Raw genomic sequence first — 17478 nt, forward strand, 5'->3', positions numbered from 1 at the left:
AATGGCCTGATCCTCAAGGGTCAGGCCATCGTCCCGCACTGACACCCTATGTCAGCGCCACCTGGCGCGTTTCCGCATTGATCATTGTCGCCGCAATGGCGGCCAGTACCAGCAGCCCGGCAAATATGCCGATCGCGACACCAAAACCCTGCGCAATGGCATAACCGAGGAGTGACGGCGCCAGCAGGCCGCCAAGCCGCGCCATCGCCCCTGCGGCACCCATGCCGGTTGCCCGTGATTCCGTCGGGTAAAGTTCCGGCGTGAATGCATAGAGAGCGCCCCAGGTGCCAAGCAACGCAAAGCTCATGATGAGAAGCGAGGCGGCAATCATCGCACCGCCGGAAGCAAGCGTGAAAAGCAGGCATCCGAGCGCGGAGAGCAGGCAGAAGCCGATCAGCGTCGGCTTGCGACCCCACTTTTCGACACCATAGGCCGCAAGCGCGTAGCCGGGGATCTGTGCCAGCGCCACCAGCACAAGGAAACCATAACCGCGCACGAAACCGAAGCCGTCTCCCGCCAGCTTCGCCGGCATCCAGGTGAAGACACCGTAATAGGAAACGGAGACGAGAAACCAGATGGCGAGGATCATGATGCTGCGTTGGCGCAGCGCCGGTGAAAATATCCCCTGCCCCTTGGACACTTCAGGCTGGAAAAGCCCTGTCCCGGCATCGAGCTGGGCGCGGCCATTCGTGACCAGCATACGGTTGACGACGGCCTTTGCTTCCTCCGACCGACCCGTGCGCAGGAGATAAAGCGGCGATTCCGGCACGAGAAAGCGAAGGCCAAGGCCGAGGACAGCCGGGAACGCGGTTACGGCAAAGATATATCGCCAGGCATCGGCAACACCGGCAAGGCTGGCACCCCAGGCTGCAAGCGCCACGATCAGCGTCCCGACAGCCCAGAAACCTTCCAGAAAGACGAGCCAGCGCCCACGATTCCTGGCGGGCAGGAATTCCGCCATCATCGCATAATCCACCGGCAGCGTGCCGCCCACGGCCGCCCCGGTGAGAAAGCGCAGGACAAGCAGAATGGTGAAATCCGGCGAGAATATCGAAAGCACGCCGAACAGGGCATCACAGGCCACCGTGACGATCAGCACCCGGCGACGGCCGTAACGGTCCGCCAGCCGTCCGAAACCCGCAGCACCCAGCAACATGCCGAAAAAGAACGCTGTTCCGGTCTGCAGCGCCTGCGGCACCGTCAGCCCAAAGGTTGCGGCAATGGAGGCCGCAGTGAAACCGACGGCCAGAACCTGCATGGCATCCGCCGCCCAGACGAGGCCGAATATGCCCATCAGCCTGCGCTGATAGGCGCCTGCGCCCGCGCGCTCCAGCGCATCATTCATGGTGATTGCCGTCATGCCTCGTCCCTTCGCAAAAACCGACTTTCACTTGCTATCGTATGGGGGGAGGAAACGGAATTGAATTCTGTGGAGGGAGACGCGTTGTTTCGAAACAGGCTACTGGAAGAAGATTTCAGCCCAAAGACTTGACCTGGCTGCATTCCGGCTCAAGGCCGGAATGACGGGGCTTATGTTGCGCTAAGAAGCAAAAAGCTCTTCGGATATCCCGTCACCCGTAAACCCGAAGAGGCGCCTCGAAACCCTCATCTTCCACTGTCGCGGCCGGCATCACGGCCTCGCATTTGCGCCAGCCGATATTGCCCTTCAGCCGCTGGTGCACGTCATTGCCAAGCGGCACGACCAGCACCCGGTTCGGATCAACCGGCCCCGGAAAATCAAGCGCCGCATAAGCGACTTTCTCGAACCCGAGCGGCATGTAATAGGGCGGATCGCCGATCAGTATCACGGCTTCGGAGCCCTTGCGCCTTGCCGCCGCGATGGCGATCCGGACGAGTTCCCGGCCGATGCCCTTGTTCTTGTGAGAGGGCCGAACCGCAAGCGGGCCAAGCATATGACCCTTCACATCGCCTGCCAGAACCGGCGTCATGCGCACCGAGGCAATCGTCTCGCCATCATCGGCGCAGACGAAGGAGAGCGACCGGTCATGCGGACCCTGCTCGCGGATGCGTGCTGCCGCACGGGTGTGCCGGCCGGGGCCAAATGCTTCTTCGTTGATGACTTCGATGATGGCGTCGTGCGACGCGTCCTCGGTGAGGTAGACAAGATCGTGCTTGGACATGAAGAGACCGAAACTTCCAGAATGCGGATGCGACAATAGATGACGGCTGCGCCGGTTAGGGCGTTCAGGAGCGTCAGCGTCGTCGGAGCATCCGTAGTTCGATCATAATCAAAAATTTCCTCAGATTTGTGAAAATCGCAATTATCAGGAAAATAACGACCCGTCCAGAACAAATCTCGTCGCCGCCCCATTCCAGCTCTGCAGCACGGAAACGCATTGTTCAATGCCTTGCGGGTTCGCGACAACGAGTGAAACGGGTAGGATTGCCGCCAAGGAAACAATCAAGGAGATCGTCATGGGCATGCTGGTGGAAGGCGTATGGAAAGACGTCTGGTACGACACCAAGGAAACCAAGGGGCATTTCAAGCGCAGCGCCTCGCAATTTCGCAACTGGATAACGGCGGATGGCGCACCCGGCCCTTCAGGAGAAGGCGGCTTCGCGGCGGAGAAGGACCGTTACCACCTCTATGTCTCCTTCGCCTGCCCCTGGGCGCACCGAACCCTGATTTTTCGCAAGCTGAAAAAGTTGGAAGAGCTTGTTTCGGTCTCGGTTGTCGACCCTTTGATGCTGGAAAACGGCTGGGAATTTAAGCCTGAAGGTGAGCGGACGCCAGGTGCGACCGAGGATCACCTCTTCGGTTCATCCGCGCTCTGGCAGGTCTACACCAAAGCGGATCCCAAATATTCCGGCCGCGTGACCGTGCCGGTGCTCTGGGATAAGAAGCGCGGCACCATCGTTTCCAACGAATCGGCGGAAATCATCCGCATGTTCAACTCCGCCTTCAACGACCTCACCGGCTCGCAGACCGATTATTATCCCGAGACGTTCCGCGCCGAAATAGACGCGTTGAACGACGTGATTTACGACACCGTCAATAACGGCGTCTACAAGGCTGGCTTTGCCACAACGCAGGATGCCTATCAGCAGAATGCGGTCAAGGTCTTCGAAACGCTGGACATGCTGGAAGACCGGCTGAAGCACCGCCGTTTCCTGTTCGGTTCGGAGCAGACGGAAGCGGACTGGCGCCTGTTCACCACGCTGGTTCGGTTCGACCCCGTCTATGTCGGCCATTTCAAGTGCAATATCCGCCGCATCCACGACTATCCGCACCTCACGGGTTACCTGCGCGATCTTTACCAGACGCCGGGCGTGCCTGACACGGTCGATATGCGCCATATCAAGGAACATTATTACCGCAGCCACCGCACCATCAATCCGACAGGCATCGTGCCCATCGGCCCCGAGCTGGACCTGACAAAGGCCCATGGCCGCGACCCGCTTTCCTGACGAGGGTGGACACTGCTACCAGTGATCGGCGAGCGCCGCCTCGCCGGCAAGTTCTGCAAGGCGGCGACGGGTTGCGCCCGTCACCCCTTCGGGCAAATTTGAAAGATCGAAAAAGCCGCTTTCGGCAATTTCATGATCCGGCTTTTTCGGCTTGGTCTGGGTAACCTCAAGCCGATAAAGCGCGACATGGTCGCGATTGCTGCCTTCCAGATTGAGATAAACATGGAAAAGCTCAGGCTTTGACGTGGCTTCGAGATTGCCTTCCTCCCGAATTTCCTTGTGAAGCGCCGCGAGCAGGGTTTCACCCCGCTCCACCCCTCCACCCGGCAGATACCAGCCCGGCAGATAGGTGTGGCGGACGAGGAAAATCCTGCCGGTTCCATCATAGCAGGCGGCACGCACGCCAAGAGTTGCGCCGCGCGTGAACAGAAAAACGAAATGCAGCAAACGAATGAAGACGCGCATATGGAACGGACGGGCCTGCCGCCCGGTTGTCTCGTCATTCACCCTGTTTCTCCCCGCCTGCCGGCTTTTGTTGGACGTGCGGCATATCATAGGTTATCTCTGCCGCCATGTTCAAACTTGCGCATATTTCAGACGTCCATTTGGGGCCACTTCCAAAACTCACTTTTCGCGAACTTGCATCCAAGCGTATCACCGGTTTCGTCAACTGGCATCGCAACCGCCGCAAGCATCTCTTCACCGATACGCTGGAAAAGCTGCTGGACGATCTGGAGACAAAATCACCGGATCATCTGGCTATCACCGGCGATCTCGTCAATCTTGCGACCGGCATTGAAATTCGCGCCGCCGCCGACTGGCTGGAAGAGGTGGGTGACCCCGAAAAGACCTCCGTCGTTCCCGGCAATCACGACGCCTATGTGTCCGGCGCGCATGACAAGGCCATGCAGGCCTGGTACCCCTATGTTCGTGGCGATGGCGACCCTGCCGAGTGGGACGACGACCGCAAGATATTCCCCTATATGCGCGTGCGCGGCCCCATCGCGCTGATCGGCTGCTCCACATCAATTGCGACGCCACCTTTCTCGGCCACCGGCTATTTCGGCAACCGGCAGGCGCGCGCCACCGCGGAACTGTTGAAAAAAGCCGGGGAACAGGGGCTGTTCCGCGTCGTGATGATTCACCACCCGCCGATCCGTGGCGCCGCCCCAACGCACAAGCGCATGATCGGCATACGCCGTTTCGCCGCGGCGCTAGGCGTCGGCGGTGCGGAGCTCGTGCTGCATGGCCATACACATTTGAACACAGTCTATTGGCTGAACACGCACCATGGTGAAGACCACATTCCCGTGGTCGGCATCGCCTCTGCTAGCCAGGGGCCCGGTGGGGAAAAACCGCGCGCGGCCTATAATCTCTTCAACATCTCCGGCGGTCCCGGCACCTGGAACGTGACCTGCGAGCGGCACAGCCTCAATGAGACGGCAACCGGTGTCGCGCTTGAGGATATCAGGGTATTTTATGAAAACGGGCGGCCGCTGGGGTTTTCGCGGCCTGCGGAGCAGAGCCCGGAGGAGTAAACCTTAGCGCGTGCAGCTTACCCCCCTCTGTCCTGCCGGACATCTCCCCCTCAAGGGGGAGATCGACTCGTGGCGATCTTTCGGTCATCTCGACCTTGGCAAACGAGGCTATGTTAGTGCTTCCTGCTGATCTCCCCCCTTGAGGGGGAGATGCCCGGCAGGGCAGAGGGGGGTGCTTTGCCCCACCCTCAACGCAAGCCTTATTTCGCCCGCTCTTCCAGCACCCGATTGGCCGCAGAAACAATCGCCTCCAGCGAGGCCGCCACGATATTCGTATTCACCCCTGCCCCGAACAGCTTGCCGCCCGGATGTTCCATCTCGACATAAGCGATGGCCGAGGCATTCGAGCCGTGCTGCAGCGAGTGCTCGGAATAATCATTCACCGAGAGATCAATGCCGAGATAAACCGAAAGCGCATTGATGAACCCGTCGATCGGACCGGTCCCCTTGCCTTCAATGCGCTTCACCTCACCATTGTCGGTGATCTCGGCGGCAACGATGCGCACGCCCTTGAAATCGCCGGCCGGATAGGTGTGGTGATCGACGAATTTGATGCGCGCATTCGGCTGCGTCACGTAACGCTCGATAAAGCGCTCATAGATGCGCTTGGCCGGCAGTTCCACGCCCTCTTCATCGGTGATGCGCTGGATATCCTCGCGGAATTCCACCTGCAGGTTGCGCGGCAGGTTGATGCCGTAATCCTGCTGGAGGATATAGGCGATGCCACCCTTGCCGGATTGCGAGTTGATGCGGATGATCGCCTCGTAGGAGCGTCCCACATCCTTTGGATCGATCGGCAGATAGGGCACTTCCCAGATGGGATGATTGGCGACCTTGATAGCCTTCATGCCCTTGTTGATGGCGTCCTGATGCGAGCCGGAAAACGCCGTGTAGACCAGTTCGCCCACGTAAGGGTGGCGCTCGGGGATCGTCATCTCGTTGGAATATTCATAGACCGCCTTGATGCGCTCGATATCGCGGCAGTCCAGCTCAGGGTCCACACCCTGCGTATACATGTTCAGCGCCAGCGTCACGACATCGACATTGCCGGTGCGCTCACCATTGCCGAACAGGGTGCCTTCAACGCGGTCCGCACCCGCCATCAGGCCCAACTCGGTCGCCGCAATGCCCGTGCCGCGGTCATTGTGCGGGTGAAGCGAGATGATGACGTTTTCACGATTGTCGATATTGCGGCACATCCATTCGATCTGGTCGGCATAGATATTCGGCGTCGCCATTTCCACCGTCGATGGCAGGTTCAAGATCAGCTTGTTGTCGGCCGTCGGCTTCACAACCTCGACGACGGCGTTGCAGATTTCCAGCGCCACTTCCAGCTCGGTTCCGGTAAAGCTCTCAGGCGAATATTCGAAGCGGTAGCCACCACCGGCTTTCGCAGCCATATCGGTGATCATCTTGGCCGCGTCGACCGCGATCTGCTTGATACCGTGCACATCCTTGCCGAACACCACGCGGCGCTGCAGTTCCGATGTCGAATTGTAGAAATGGATGATCGGCTTGTTGGCGCCTTCCAGCGCTTCGAAGGTGCGGGTGATCAGTTCCGGGCGGCATTGCACCAAAACCTGCAACGAGACGTCATCGGGCACATTGCCCTCTTCCACGCACCAGCGGGCGAAATCGAAATCCGTCTGCGACGCGGAAGGGAAACCGATCTCGATTTCCTTGAAACCCATTTCGAGCAGCAGCTTGAACATGCGGGCCTTGCGGTCGTGACCCATGGGGTTGACCAGCGACTGATTACCGTCGCGCAGGTCCACCGAACACCAGATCGGCGCCTTGGTGATCGTCTTGGAAGGCCAGGTGCGGTCGGGGATGTTGATCGTGGGATAAGGGCGATACTTCACGCTCGCGTCGGTCATGCCCTTGGAAACATTGGTGGTCTTGGCGTCCATGTCGCTTCCTCCTTGCGCCATCCGCGGGCTTATTCAAGCCATCGGCGGATGCGCGGCCCTTGAGGGCCTAAATCCAGTATAAAATGAGATTTCGAGATGAGGAGCGTTTGCACCAGCGGGCTTTCGGCCGCCGGGCGCTCCTCACTGGACCCGGCAACCGCGTGTAAGGTCGAGGCTAAGAAGCGAGAGTGCACCGCACGGCGAGGCCTTCGCAGAAATCTGCGCGCTCATGCCGGAAATGGTTGCGATGCTGTTGCTCATGGCGATGTGTATAAACAGCGGCTGGCGGTCTGACAAGTGATCTTGTGCGGTGCGCCGGTTATTTTCCCTGCCTGCCGCTCTCCAGCCTTTCGGCAATCCATTCGGCCATCAGGGATTGTCGTGTTCTGCCAAGGCGCACCGCTTCCGCATCCACTTTCCGCAACAGCTTTTCAGGCAGATCGATATCGACATGCACCATTTCCAGTCCAGGACGGCTTGCCTTGGACCAGTCGAGATAATCGTCGATGTCTTCACCATCGTCGAATTTCCTGTCAAATTCTTCAGCGCTGATCGTCTTCATAACGCTGCCTTTCCTTGTCCCTGGAACGCCTGACGGAGATGATGCGCAACCGGTCATTTCTGTAAGTATAAATGACGCTCCAGCACTTCCCGCGAAACGGGCGGCCATAATATACCGCTCTTCCGACGTGGTTTCGAGAGGAGCGACTAGTCTTTTCTCATCAAGCCAAAGCGCTCTTGCCTCGGCGAAATCCATGAATAATATTTCTTTAAAACAATAAGCTGCCTACCTAACCACGCCTTACCAACCGTTGCAACGCCATCATCAACCCGCCGCCGATCAAGCCCCAGAAAGCGCCGGAAACGCCGCCGAAGGAGAGGCCGGAGGCCGTGATGAGGAAAGTGGTGGCCGCAGCCTCGCGGGTTTCGGGGTCCTTGAACGCGGCGACCGCGGAGCCGGAAAAAGCGCCGACCAGCGCCAGCCCCGCCACCGCCTGAATGAGGATAGGCGGCGCAAGCGCCACGAAGGCCGTGACCACGCCGGCTAGCAGACCGAAAATAATATAGCCGACACCGCCGATGATCGCCGCCCAATAGCGCCGCTTTGGATCAGGATGGGCATCCTCGCCCGCGCACATCGCCGCCGTTATTGCCGCAAGATTGACCGCATGGCCGCCAAAGGGCGCGGAAAGCAGCGAGAAAAAGCCGGTCGCGGCGAAAAGCGAGCCGGGCTGCGGGTCGTAGTGATTGACCTTCAGCACCGCAATGCCGGGAATATTCTGCGAGGCCATGGTGACAATGAAGAGCGGCAGCGCGATGGAGACGACGGCATGCAGGCTGAAGACGGGCGTTACCCATTCCATCGGCGGCGTCAGCGATTGCGCGACGCTATCGAGCGCACCCGCCGGAATATCGACGCCGAAAATCATCACCAGCACGAAGGCGGCAAGGGCCGCAGGTACTGCAAACAGCCGCCTGAAAGCCCCCACGACAATCCACGCCAGAATGATCGGCAGGCCAAGCGCCGGGTTGAAGCCGATCGCCTTGATCGGGGCGAAACACAGGCCGATGATGACACCCGACAGCATGGCATTGGCGAGTGGCGCCGGAATGGAGGCAACCGCCCGACCGAGCGGCTTGAACAGGCCGGCAACGATGATCAGGACGGCGCAGACAATGAAGCCGCCGACAGCCGCAGGAAAACCGCCCTCGATCACGCCCGTCGTGGCCAGAAGTGCGGCGCCCGGCGTCGACCATGCAATGCTGACCGGCAGCCGGGTGGCGACGGAAAGAACGATGGCGCAAAGCCCCATCGCCACCGAAAGTGCCATCAGTCCCGACGCGGCCTCGAAATCGGTCGCGCCCACGGCTTTGAGGCCCTGCAGCACGACGGCAAAGGAACTGGCGAAACCGACAAAGGCGGTGAGGCAGCCCATGAACAGACTCTGGACGGAAAAATCTCTCAGCATGAAGCACTCTGCGGCCTGCTGCCCGTCGCAAGAAACCGCAGCGATCTGCACTGGCGACGGACACGAACAAATTTGAAGCGTGAAGCGCGAATCTGAAGATAGCAGCACGCTCTGGATGAAGCATGGCTATATTCAGGATCAAAAAAGACGGGGCTTGGCAAGATGAACCGCCGGACTTCGGGTACGCCGGCATGGAAAACGTCATCAAAGTTTAGCGGCAGCACGCTAATCCTCCCTGCATCGCAACGGATCATCCGCCACAGGAGGGAGCTTCATGTTTCGTATCGTCACCATTGCAGCCCTTGGTTTTGCAGCCCTTCCGGCGGCTGCCCAGACCCTGCCGCAGCCGGCCTTTCTGGGCCAGATCGTCGTTCCCTCCGGCCTCGCCATCGATGGCGTCACCTTCGGCGGGATCTCCGATCTCGCTTTCGACAGCGAAACCGGGCGTTATCTCGCAATTTCCGACGACCGCGTGGAAAAGGGCCCGGCCCGTTATTACGAGCTGGAACTGGCGGTGTCGGAAGGCGTCGCCACCCTCAATATCGCCGCCATGCATGAATTGAAGGATGAGACCGGCGCGGCCTTCGCTCCCAAAGGCATCGACGCGGAAGGCATCACACTCGACCGCAAGGGCGGCAAGCTCTATTGGTCTTCGGAACGCGACCTGAAAAACCAGCCGGCGATTTATGCGTCAAACCTCGACGGAAGCGATGTCAAACGGCTGGAGCTGCCCGACGCCTATCTCATCGATGACGCGAAGACCAGGGGCGTGCAAAACAATCTCGGCTTCGAAGGCCTGACGTTGACACCTGGCAGACTGATCGCCGCCACCGAAAATGCGCTCACTCAGGATGGCCCGAAGGCGACGCCGCAGGCGGGCAGCCCGGCCCGTATTCTCGTCATCGATACCGCGACCCTGAAGCCGGTCGCTGAACATATCTATGTGACGGAGGCGATCTCCAACACACCGACAGCCGCCGAGCCGAAATACAATGACAATGGCCTCTCCGCTCTTGCGGCCCTGCCGGACGGCCGCCTCGTCGCCGTCGAGCGCAATTTCGCCTCCGGGGTCGGCAACCATATCCGCTTCTTCGTCGTCGACCTCTCCCGCGCCGAGAATATTCTCGGCAAGGACAGGATCGATCCGGCATCCGTGGCCGCCGTTTCCAAATCGGCATGGTTCGAAATCAGGGAAGGCGACTTCGGCCTCGACATAGACAATATCGAAAGCCTTGCTTTTGGACCGGTCGTGGATGGCAAACAGCTCTTTGTCATCGCCTCGGACGATAATTTCAACCCGGGCAAGCAGTTCACCCAGTTTGCAGCCTTCGCAGTGCCGGCAAACCTCGGTCAGTAACACACGATAAGGATCGTGCCGGCCCCTGACAGCCCACAGCGCCGGCATGAGCGGACACGACACAACAGGAAACCTGCCTTCACCAGCGGAGAAGACGTGAACCGGCGAAGGCCCCGATCAGACCGGTGAGGAGAATACCCAGCGAATACCAGATCAGCACGAAGGCCAGGCCGTTTTCGCTGCAGAACCAGGAATAGACCCAGGCTCCGGCCGCTCCGGCCGCAAGTCCCGCAGCAAAACCTGCCAGGGCGGGATCGGCAGGAGCAGATCGTTTGAGAGCGGCAAAATTCGCAAAAAACACCGGAACAGAAAAGGCGACGATCAAGAGCGGGCAATGCAGAGCTGAAGAACCCAGGATGAGCCTGCGGTAGGCTTCAGGCAGGGCAAATCCCAGCTGCACGAAGGCCATCACCGCCATTGCCGAAACGATCACCGCGATCCCGACAAACAGGCAGCTTCTTTCTCCCTCCGGCCGGGCAAGACGCCTGACCGCGAAAAAAGCGACCATCGCCAGCAGGGCATTGTAAAAAGACTTCACCCAGAAAGCTGGCTCGCTTACCGCATCCCGCATATCGCCGCGCGGTCCCAAAATGATGAACATCAGCAGAAGTGAAACGCCAAGCGCCGGCAGGGCTGCAAAGGCCAGCCGACGCTCGAGCGCAAAAGCCGGAACGGGCCTGAGATCTGCTGCCAGTCGCTCGATAATATCTTCCGTCTTCTTCACGTGTCGCCTCGCAACTTCGCCGCCAGGGTTTTTAATGTCCTGTGAATGCCGACTCGTGCCGCAAGCTCGGTCTGGCCGGTTTTTTTTGCCGCTTCGGCAATGGACTGCCCTTCAAGCTTCACGCTGCGAATGAGCTCGCGTTGCCGCTCCGGCAAATCCTCGAGCAACCGTTCGACATCCATCCGCGCGGTGACGGCGTCGACAGACCAATCCGCCTCCAGGGTCTCATCCAGCTCCACCTCCCCCCGCATGCGCGCGCCCCTGCCGCGATAGTGATCGATGAGCTTGTAGCGCGCTATCGAAAAAAACCAGGCCGTGAACGGTCTTGAGCGATCATAGGTCGCCCGCTTCGCATGCAGCGACAATAGCGTTTCCTGCACAAGATCTTCCACTTCTCCCCTTGAAGCGGCGCCCATGCGCCGACCGTAGTAAGCAGTCAGCAGCCGGCGCAGGGCATGAAGCAAATGCCTGTAGGCGCCTTCGTCCCCATCGAGGGAACGCAGCATCAGCGTCTTTAAAGTGTCTTCTGAAAGGCTGCCTGTCATTGTCACTATCGGGTTATTCGCAGTCGGCAGCATATTGTTACACGGTGGTTTGAAAAATCTCGCCCGAAGATGTTGTCACAAACGTGTGAAGCTGTAACGACCGCCCATTTCTCCCGAATGGACAATCGTGATCCCCGACATGATGCCGGCGGACATTCGATAACGTCCAGAGGAGACCCTTCATGACCCGCATTTTCACCGCCGTTGCCGCCGCCTCCCTGCTCTCTACTGTTTCCCTCACGGGCATCGCCCATGCCGACGGCATGAAGACAGACGCCATGAAGCCCGACGCGATGAAAATGGAGACGATGAAAAAAGATGGCATGTCCGTGACCGGCAAGAAGGCCTGCATGCACAAGGCCGGTATGGAAATGGACAAGATGAAGAAAGCCGACATGATGAAGGCCTGCGATATGATGAAATAACAACGGCCCGAAAGGAAAAAGCCCGCATCGGTTTTCACCGATGCGGGCTTTATCGACTGAAAATCCGGAACTCAGAGTTCCGACTGGCTTTCGACGATCTTGCCGACGAGGCCATAGTCCTTGGCCTCTTCCGCGCCGAGCCAGTAATCGCGATCGATATCCTTGGCGATCTTTTCTTCGCTCTGGCCGGTGGCCTTGGAGAAAATCTTGATCAGGCGCTGGTTCATCTTGATGATTTCGCGGGCCTGGATTTCGATGTCGGACGCCATGCCGCGCGTACCGCCGGAGGGTTGGTGCAGCAGGAAGCGGGTGTTCGGCAGGCAAAGGCGACGTTCTTTCGGCACCGAAACATAGATCAGCGCGCCGGCGGAGGCGACCCAGCCCGTGCCGATGATGTAAACCTTCGGCTTGATGAACTTGATCATGTCGTGGATGGAATCACCCGATTCGACATGACCGCCCGGAGAATTGACGTAAACGCGGATGTCGTCGTCGCTGGCGGCGGCAAGGGCCACCAGCTGCGTGCAGACCTTCTGCGCCAGTTCCTGCGTGATGCCACCATAGATGAAGATCGAACGCGACTTGAAAAGATTCGCTTCCGTTTCCTTGCCGATCGGCAGTTCCTTGCTCTTGTCGTCTTCGTCTTCGTTCATCAACGGCTCTCTCCAGCAAAATTCGTGCATGCCCTTCGGACATAGTGCGACTTGTTACGTAAGGCAATGAGCAAAAAAGACAAGGTTCGCGCCCGAACAATAAACAGCACCCCCGGCAGATGACGCATGGACAGCTCGTTCGTCTTCGCGATATCGTCAGCGTCTCATTGCAGTGCCGCACGCTGCGGAACCCCAAGACAGCAGGTGGGCGGCGATAATCTTAAGAGGGAACCATGCTGAAAAGACTAAGCCTTGCAGCCGCCGCGCTCGGCCTTACCACCCTGCCCGCTTTCGCGCATTTGAACCCGGAAGAACACGGCTCCTTCATGGCCGGTGTCTCTCACCCCTTCTTCGGTGCCGATCATATTCTGGCGATGGTGGCGGTCGGCATCTGGGCCTCCCAGATTGCTGTCGCGCAAAGTGACCGAAGGGCGCTGTGGACCGTGCCCGCCGCCTTCGTCGGCACCATGGCCGTGGGCTTCCTGATGGCGGTTTACGGCATCGACCTGCCCTTCGTCGAACCCGCCATTCTCGCCTCCGTCATCGGCCTTGGCCTTCTGGTCGCCATGGCGGCAAAGCTTCCCACCGCAGCAGCCGCGGCCGTTGTCGGCGCTTTCGCGCTTTTCCACGGCCATGCGCATGGCGGCGAACTCGGCAGCGCGGGCGCGCTGCAATTCGGCATCGGCTTCATGATCGCCACCGCCATCCTGCACCTTGCCGGCATCGCCCTCGGTCTCGGCATCGCCCGCTTCGGCTCGGTCGCCAGCCGCACCGTTGGCGCGCTCACGGCAATTGCGGGCCTCTCGCTCGCTTTCGGCGGCTGAGGATCATTACCGAAATTTAAAATTCGGACCGCTTTGAAAAGCCAAAATTGTGGCCTACCTCCTTATCGTAGAATTTCGCTTCACGGTAAGGAGGCAGCACATGTCACCGGAAGAAAGCCAGCTTCTCAAGGGCCTGTTCGAAAGAACCAAGGCCGCATCCGCCACCCCGCGTGACCGCGAGGCGGAAACGTTGATCGCAGACGCCGTGCGCGATCAGCCCGCCGCTCCCTATTATCTCGCTCAGGCGGTGATCGTGCAGGAGAAGGGACTGGAGGCGGCAGCAGCCCATATCAAGCAGCTCGAAGAGCGCATCCACGCATTGGAAAGCGCCCACCCGGCCCCTCAGGCCGCAGCGCAGGGCGGCTTTCTCAGTTCCATCTTCGGCACCGGCCAGCCGCAGCCGCCAGCTCCGACACCAGCACCTGCTGCTGCCGCGCCGGCCTCGTGGCGCAACGATACCGCTGGCCAGACGGCCGGTCCGTGGGGATCGCAGGCAGCCCAGCAGCAGCCCGGTGGACCGTGGGGTCAGCAGCCGGCAGCAGCCGGCCGGTCTGGCGGCGGTTTCCTGCAGGGCGCGCTTGGCACCGCAGCCGGCGTTGCAGGCGGCATGCTGCTTGCGAACTCGCTGAGCGGCATCTTCGGAAGCCACATGTCGTCGCTCGGTCTCGGCTCGCCCTTCGGCGGCAATAGCGGCACTGGCAATGCGCCAGTCGAAGAAACGGTCATCAACAACTATTATGGTGACAGCGCGAACCCGCAGGATAACAATGACGACGATATCCAGCAGGCCGATTACGACGACAGCGCCGATGATGCCGATTTCGATTCAGGCGACGACAGCTCGTTCGTTTGAGCTTTTTATCACCTAAAGAGCCGGATCAGCCGCGGCCGCGATAAGTGGCAACGCCCTGATCCGGCAGCCATACGCCCTCGGGCGCCGGTCCGGTCTGCCAGAACACGTCGATCGGAATGCCGCCGCGCGGATACCAATAGGCGCCGATACGCAGCCACTTCGGCTGCAGCAATTCCACAAGGCGCTTGGCAATATAGACCGAGCAATCCTCATGGAATGCGCCATGGTTGCGGAAGGACTGCAGGAACAGCTTCAGCGACTTCGATTCCACCAGAAAGTCGCCGGGAATGTAATCGATGACGATATGGGCGAAATCCGGCTGGCCGGTCATCGGGCAAAGCGAGGTGAATTCGGGCGCGGTAAAGCGCACGACATAATCGGTGCCGGCATTGCCGTTGGGCACCTTTTCGAGAACGGCCTTTTCAGGGCTCTCTGGCGTATCGACCTTCGTGCCCAGCTGCGACAGGCCGGAAACATCCGTCACGGACATGGAAAACTCCTGTTTTTTAAACGATCACTTTGACGCCATGCGCCTTTTCGCCTTCCGGCTCGACGTGAATGGCAAGGCTGGCGCCCGGTATGACGTCCCTTATGGCATCTTCAAGGCGGTCGCAAATATCATGCGCCTCACGCACCGTCATGATGGCAGGAACGACGACGTGAAAATCGATGAAGGCGGCCGAACCGGCGCGGCGGGTTCTGAGATCATGGACACCGATAATGCCACCGGAATTGGCTGCGATCGCCTTCTTGATCGCCTCATCCTCCTCGGGCTCCACTGCCCGGTCCATCAGGCCACCCAGCGAATGCAGGATGACCTTCGAGCCCTGAAACAGAATGTTGACGGCCACGAGAATGGCAAGCGCGGGATCGAGAATGGCATAGCCCGTCAGCAATGCCAGGACGAGGCCGACAAGTACGCCTGCCGATGTCACGACATCAGACATGATGTGGTGGCCGTCCGCCGCAAGCGCCGGCGAAGAATGCTGTTTGCCGACGCGGATCAATATTGTCGCCCAGACAGCGTTAATGATCCCGGCCGCGGCATTAATGGCAAGACCAAGTACCGGCGCTTCCGGCAGTCTCGGATTGAAGAGTGCGCCCCAGGCCTCCTGCACGATCAGCAGGGCAGCGACAACGATCAGCACCCCTTCGACGACAGCGGAAATATACTCCGCCTTGTGGTGGCCGAACTGGTGGTCGTCATCGGCAGGCTTCTGCGCATAACGAATGACGAAATAGGCGATGAAAGCCGCGACCACGTTGACGGTCGATTCCAGACCGTCGGACAGCAGCGCGACCGAGCCGGTAACCCACCAGGCCACAAGCTTGAGGCCGAGTACACCGAAAGAAAGCGGAATGCCCCAGAATGCGAGCTTCCTGACCAGCGCATTGCCTTCAACGTTCATTTTCTGTCCCCGTGCGGATGCGAACGAATTGCATCATCAAGTCCCAAAACGCACGAACCGCGCGCACGGGGGTACCCGTGCGCGCGGTTCGCAATTTGCGCGTTCTATCGTTCAAACCATGGCAAAGGTCAAGAGCCGTAGCGGCCTTCAAGGCCTCATGGCCGGCTTTTCTGTTCGCAGAAACGGATGCGGTTGCCGAAGGGGTCGGTCACCTCCATCACGTCGCCCCATGGCAACTCTTCGACACCCGGCTTCATGAAGCGATAATCCTTCGCTGCCAGTTCGCGCTGAAAGGCGTGAACGCGGTGCATCGTGACAAAGATGTTCGAGCCCGGTGTCGCATCGCCATGATGGCCGCTGAGATGAAGACCCATCCCCGCGCGGGAAACCTGCATGTAGAGCGGGAAATTTTCGCCGAAGCGGTGTTCCCACTCGACCTCGAAGCCGAGAAAATCGATATAGAACTCCCGTGCCTTGGCCTCGTCAAACATCCTGAGGATGGGGAATATCCGCTCGAAAGCGATATCTCCGTCTATGCGCGTCCCGGCATCGGCCATGCTGCCTTCACCTTCTTCAGGCCATAAAATGAAACCGGCCGCAACAGGTGCGGCCGGTAAGGTCAGCTTATTCGGCTGCGACGATCTTGCCGTCCTGCCACTTGAACAGCGAGAAGGTCTGCGAGGTCAGGTCACCGCTTTCGCCATAGGTGACCTTGCCAATTGCGGTCGGGAAGGCTTCACCGCTCTTCAGGACCTTGGCAACCGCTTCGGAATCCTTGGCGCCAGCCTTTTCGATGCCGGCTTTCAGGACTTCGACAGCAGCGTAAGCATTAAGCGTGAAGGCTTCCGCCGGAATGTTGGCGGCCTTCAGCGCTTCCGCAGCAGCCTTGGAATCAGCGTTCTTCAGCGCGTCGGAAGCGTTGGTGAAGATCGTGCCTTCGCCAGCCTGCGAACCGATGTTCCAGAACTCGCTGTTCGACAGGCCGTCACCGCCGATAACGGCAGCCTTGGAGCCGATATCCTTCAACTGGCGCACCAGAAGACCGGCTTCCGGATGGTATCCGCCGAAATAGATGATCTCGGCATTGTCGGACTTCAGACGTGCCGTCAGCGCGCCGAGGTCCTTTTCGCCCGGCGTCAGGGCATCGTAGAGAACTTCGGTCACGCCGCCAGCATTCAGCGTCGCCTTGAAGGCATCTGCCAGGCCTTTGCCGTAAGCGCCCTTGTCGTGAATGATGGCGACCTTCTTGTCCTTGAGGTTGGCGAGAACGTATTTCGCCGCAACCTCGGCCTGCTGGTCATCGCGACCGCAGGTGCGGAAGACGTTGGAAAGGCCGCGGTTGGTAAGGCCCGGCGCAGTCGCCGTCGGCGTCACCATCAGCACGCCGTTTTCGGCAAAGACGTCCGAAGCGGGAATGGCGACGCCGGACGTCACCGGACCGACGACGAAGTGAATGCCTTCGGCAACCAGCTGATTCGCAGCTGAAACGCCCTGCTTCGGCTCGCCGCCATCGTCGGCCAGCTTCAGCACGACCTGTTCGCCGAGGATGCCGCCCTTTTTGTTGATTTCATTGACTGCCGTCTGGGCGCCGTTCTTGACCTGGTCGCCATAAGCGGCGACAGGACCGGTAAGCGGCGCAATCAGGCCGATGACGATTTCGGCATGGGCAAGGGGTGCGAATGCGAAGGACGCTGCAAGCGTCACGCTGGTCAATGTCTTCAGTTTCATCCTGGTGTCTCCTTAAAGGGGGTCGCGGGACCCGGTGAGCGCCATGGGCGCCGACCGAATGAAACTATCGGACGCCTCCCGGCGAAAACTCGTTCCATTTTTGAATTCCGAGC

19 protein-coding genes are annotated in these 17478 nt (G+C 59.7%); 6 read left to right on the forward strand and 13 right to left on the reverse strand.

Going from position 1 to position 17478, the window contains the following annotated elements:
- Positions 1 to 46: 46 nt before the first annotated feature.
- Together HQN82_RS08990 and HQN82_RS08995 are read right to left on the reverse strand one after the other, a co-directional pair.
- A complete protein-coding gene (locus tag HQN82_RS08990) occupies positions 47 to 1360 on the reverse strand; it encodes an MFS transporter (protein WP_006699448.1) in 1314 nt (437 codons plus the stop codon).
- A 211-nt stretch (positions 1361 to 1571) separates the two neighbouring features.
- Positions 1572 to 2141 (reverse strand): GNAT family N-acetyltransferase, encoded by a 570-nt coding sequence (locus tag HQN82_RS08995; RefSeq protein ID WP_004443004.1) that lies wholly within the window; start codon positions 2139 to 2141, stop codon positions 1572 to 1574.
- Between the two features lie 295 nt (positions 2142 to 2436).
- Here HQN82_RS08995 and HQN82_RS09000 point away from each other — a divergent pair, with 295 nt between their 5' ends.
- On the forward strand, positions 2437 to 3429 hold the full coding sequence (locus HQN82_RS09000) for a glutathione S-transferase family protein (RefSeq protein ID WP_037089971.1): 993 nt from the start codon (positions 2437 to 2439) through the stop codon (positions 3427 to 3429).
- 15 nt (positions 3430 to 3444) lie between these two features.
- Here HQN82_RS09000 and HQN82_RS09005 read toward each other — a convergent pair whose 3' ends face one another.
- A complete protein-coding gene (locus tag HQN82_RS09005) occupies positions 3445 to 3936 on the reverse strand; it encodes an NUDIX domain-containing protein (RefSeq protein ID WP_006699445.1) in 492 nt (163 codons plus the stop codon).
- Positions 3937 to 4001: 65 nt separating this feature from the next.
- Between HQN82_RS09005 and HQN82_RS09010 the strand changes: the two genes are divergently transcribed.
- The gene (locus tag HQN82_RS09010) at positions 4002 to 4967 is read left to right on the forward strand and encodes a metallophosphoesterase family protein (RefSeq protein WP_004443010.1); all 966 of its coding nucleotides are present in this window, start codon (positions 4002 to 4004) and stop codon (positions 4965 to 4967) included.
- A 200-nt stretch (positions 4968 to 5167) separates the two neighbouring features.
- Here the strand turns inward: HQN82_RS09010 and leuA are convergent, their stop codons facing one another.
- The 3 genes from leuA to HQN82_RS09030 form a co-directional block, all read right to left on the reverse strand.
- Positions 5168 to 6877, reverse strand: coding sequence for a 2-isopropylmalate synthase (leuA, locus tag HQN82_RS09015; RefSeq protein ID WP_112766614.1), 1710 nt, complete (start codon positions 6875 to 6877; stop codon positions 5168 to 5170).
- Positions 6878 to 7196: 319 nt separating this feature from the next.
- Positions 7197 to 7439 (reverse strand): type II toxin-antitoxin system BrnA family antitoxin, encoded by a 243-nt coding sequence (gene brnA, locus HQN82_RS09020; RefSeq protein ID WP_170985846.1) that lies wholly within the window; start codon positions 7437 to 7439, stop codon positions 7197 to 7199.
- Positions 7440 to 7668: 229 nt separating this feature from the next.
- Positions 7669 to 8847: a benzoate/H(+) symporter BenE family transporter gene (locus tag HQN82_RS09030; RefSeq protein WP_112766615.1), complete on the reverse strand. Its 1179-nt coding sequence runs from the start codon at positions 8845 to 8847 to the stop codon at positions 7669 to 7671.
- A 274-nt stretch (positions 8848 to 9121) separates the two neighbouring features.
- On the opposite strand from HQN82_RS09030, the gene HQN82_RS09035 reads away from it, so the two are divergent.
- Entirely contained in the window at positions 9122 to 10204 is a 1083-nt protein-coding gene (locus HQN82_RS09035; RefSeq protein ID WP_173614774.1) for an esterase-like activity of phytase family protein, read from the forward strand.
- A gap of 79 nt (positions 10205 to 10283) precedes the next feature.
- Here the strand turns inward: HQN82_RS09035 and HQN82_RS09040 are convergent, their stop codons facing one another.
- A complete protein-coding gene (locus HQN82_RS09040) occupies positions 10284 to 10928 on the reverse strand; it encodes an NrsF family protein (RefSeq protein WP_034498755.1) in 645 nt (214 codons plus the stop codon).
- Positions 10925 to 11473: a sigma-70 family RNA polymerase sigma factor gene (locus tag HQN82_RS09045; RefSeq protein WP_173614775.1), complete on the reverse strand. Its 549-nt coding sequence runs from the start codon at positions 11471 to 11473 to the stop codon at positions 10925 to 10927. The genes HQN82_RS09040 and HQN82_RS09045 overlap by 4 nt, the downstream gene beginning before the upstream one ends.
- Positions 11474 to 11655: 182 nt before the next feature.
- On the opposite strand from HQN82_RS09045, the gene HQN82_RS09050 reads away from it, so the two are divergent.
- A complete protein-coding gene (locus HQN82_RS09050) occupies positions 11656 to 11898 on the forward strand; it encodes a pentapeptide MXKDX repeat protein (protein ID WP_004443022.1) in 243 nt (80 codons plus the stop codon).
- A gap of 71 nt (positions 11899 to 11969) precedes the next feature.
- On the opposite strand, the gene HQN82_RS09055 is transcribed toward HQN82_RS09050, so the two are convergent.
- A complete protein-coding gene (locus tag HQN82_RS09055; protein WP_003523060.1) occupies positions 11970 to 12551 on the reverse strand; it encodes an ATP-dependent Clp protease proteolytic subunit in 582 nt (193 codons plus the stop codon).
- 233 nt (positions 12552 to 12784) lie between these two features.
- Here HQN82_RS09055 and HQN82_RS09060 point away from each other — a divergent pair, with 233 nt between their 5' ends.
- A complete protein-coding gene (locus HQN82_RS09060) occupies positions 12785 to 13375 on the forward strand; it encodes a HupE/UreJ family protein (protein ID WP_173614776.1) in 591 nt (196 codons plus the stop codon).
- 100 nt (positions 13376 to 13475) lie between these two features.
- A complete protein-coding gene (locus HQN82_RS09065; protein WP_173614777.1) occupies positions 13476 to 14228 on the forward strand; it encodes a DUF2076 domain-containing protein in 753 nt (250 codons plus the stop codon).
- 25 nt (positions 14229 to 14253) lie between these two features.
- Here HQN82_RS09065 and queF read toward each other — a convergent pair whose 3' ends face one another.
- From queF to HQN82_RS09085, 4 genes are all read right to left on the reverse strand, one after another.
- Positions 14254 to 14718: a preQ(1) synthase gene (gene queF, locus HQN82_RS09070; RefSeq protein WP_004430149.1), complete on the reverse strand. Its 465-nt coding sequence runs from the start codon at positions 14716 to 14718 to the stop codon at positions 14254 to 14256.
- Positions 14719 to 14734: 16 nt separating this feature from the next.
- Entirely contained in the window at positions 14735 to 15637 is a 903-nt protein-coding gene (locus HQN82_RS09075) for a cation diffusion facilitator family transporter (RefSeq protein WP_004443025.1), read from the reverse strand.
- A gap of 155 nt (positions 15638 to 15792) precedes the next feature.
- The gene (locus tag HQN82_RS09080; RefSeq protein WP_173614778.1) at positions 15793 to 16194 is read right to left on the reverse strand and encodes a glyoxalase superfamily protein; all 402 of its coding nucleotides are present in this window, start codon (positions 16192 to 16194) and stop codon (positions 15793 to 15795) included.
- A gap of 67 nt (positions 16195 to 16261) precedes the next feature.
- Positions 16262 to 17365 carry a branched-chain amino acid ABC transporter substrate-binding protein gene (locus HQN82_RS09085; RefSeq protein ID WP_004443027.1) on the reverse strand — a complete coding sequence of 368 codons (1104 nt, stop codon included), beginning with the start codon at positions 17363 to 17365 and terminating at the stop codon, positions 16262 to 16264.
- Between the last annotated feature and the right edge of the window lie 113 nt (positions 17366 to 17478).

It is taken from the genome of Agrobacterium pusense (genome assembly GCF_013285525.1).
GTDB lineage: Bacteria > Pseudomonadota > Alphaproteobacteria > Rhizobiales > Rhizobiaceae > Agrobacterium > Agrobacterium pusense.

Coding starts and splice junctions, on each gene's coding strand:
- HQN82_RS08990 (WP_006699448.1), bottom strand. CDS start 1,360: ATGACGGCAATCACCATGAATGATGCGCTGGAGCGCGCGGGCGCAGGC.
- HQN82_RS08995 (WP_004443004.1), bottom strand. CDS start 2,141: ATGTCCAAGCACGATCTTGTCTACCTCACCGAGGACGCGTCGCACGAC.
- brnA (WP_170985846.1), bottom strand. CDS start 7,439: ATGAAGACGATCAGCGCTGAAGAATTTGACAGGAAATTCGACGATGGT.
- HQN82_RS09080 (WP_173614778.1), bottom strand. CDS start 16,194: ATGGCCGATGCCGGGACGCGCATAGACGGAGATATCGCTTTCGAGCGG.
- HQN82_RS09055 (WP_003523060.1), bottom strand. CDS start 12,551: ATGAACGAAGACGAAGACGACAAGAGCAAGGAACTGCCGATCGGCAAG.
- HQN82_RS09010 (WP_004443010.1), top strand. CDS start 4,002: ATGTTCAAACTTGCGCATATTTCAGACGTCCATTTGGGGCCACTTCCA.
- HQN82_RS09065 (WP_173614777.1), top strand. CDS start 13,476: ATGTCACCGGAAGAAAGCCAGCTTCTCAAGGGCCTGTTCGAAAGAACC.
- HQN82_RS09035 (WP_173614774.1), top strand. CDS start 9,122: ATGTTTCGTATCGTCACCATTGCAGCCCTTGGTTTTGCAGCCCTTCCG.
- HQN82_RS09050 (WP_004443022.1), top strand. CDS start 11,656: ATGACCCGCATTTTCACCGCCGTTGCCGCCGCCTCCCTGCTCTCTACT.
- HQN82_RS09045 (WP_173614775.1), bottom strand. CDS start 11,473: ATGACAGGCAGCCTTTCAGAAGACACTTTAAAGACGCTGATGCTGCGT.
- HQN82_RS09075 (WP_004443025.1), bottom strand. CDS start 15,637: ATGAACGTTGAAGGCAATGCGCTGGTCAGGAAGCTCGCATTCTGGGGC.
- leuA (WP_112766614.1), bottom strand. CDS start 6,877: ATGGACGCCAAGACCACCAATGTTTCCAAGGGCATGACCGACGCGAGC.
- HQN82_RS09060 (WP_173614776.1), top strand. CDS start 12,785: ATGCTGAAAAGACTAAGCCTTGCAGCCGCCGCGCTCGGCCTTACCACC.
- HQN82_RS09030 (WP_112766615.1), bottom strand. CDS start 8,847: ATGCTGAGAGATTTTTCCGTCCAGAGTCTGTTCATGGGCTGCCTCACC.
- HQN82_RS09000 (WP_037089971.1), top strand. CDS start 2,437: ATGGGCATGCTGGTGGAAGGCGTATGGAAAGACGTCTGGTACGACACC.
- queF (WP_004430149.1), bottom strand. CDS start 14,718: ATGTCCGTGACGGATGTTTCCGGCCTGTCGCAGCTGGGCACGAAGGTC.
- HQN82_RS09085 (WP_004443027.1), bottom strand. CDS start 17,365: ATGAAACTGAAGACATTGACCAGCGTGACGCTTGCAGCGTCCTTCGCA.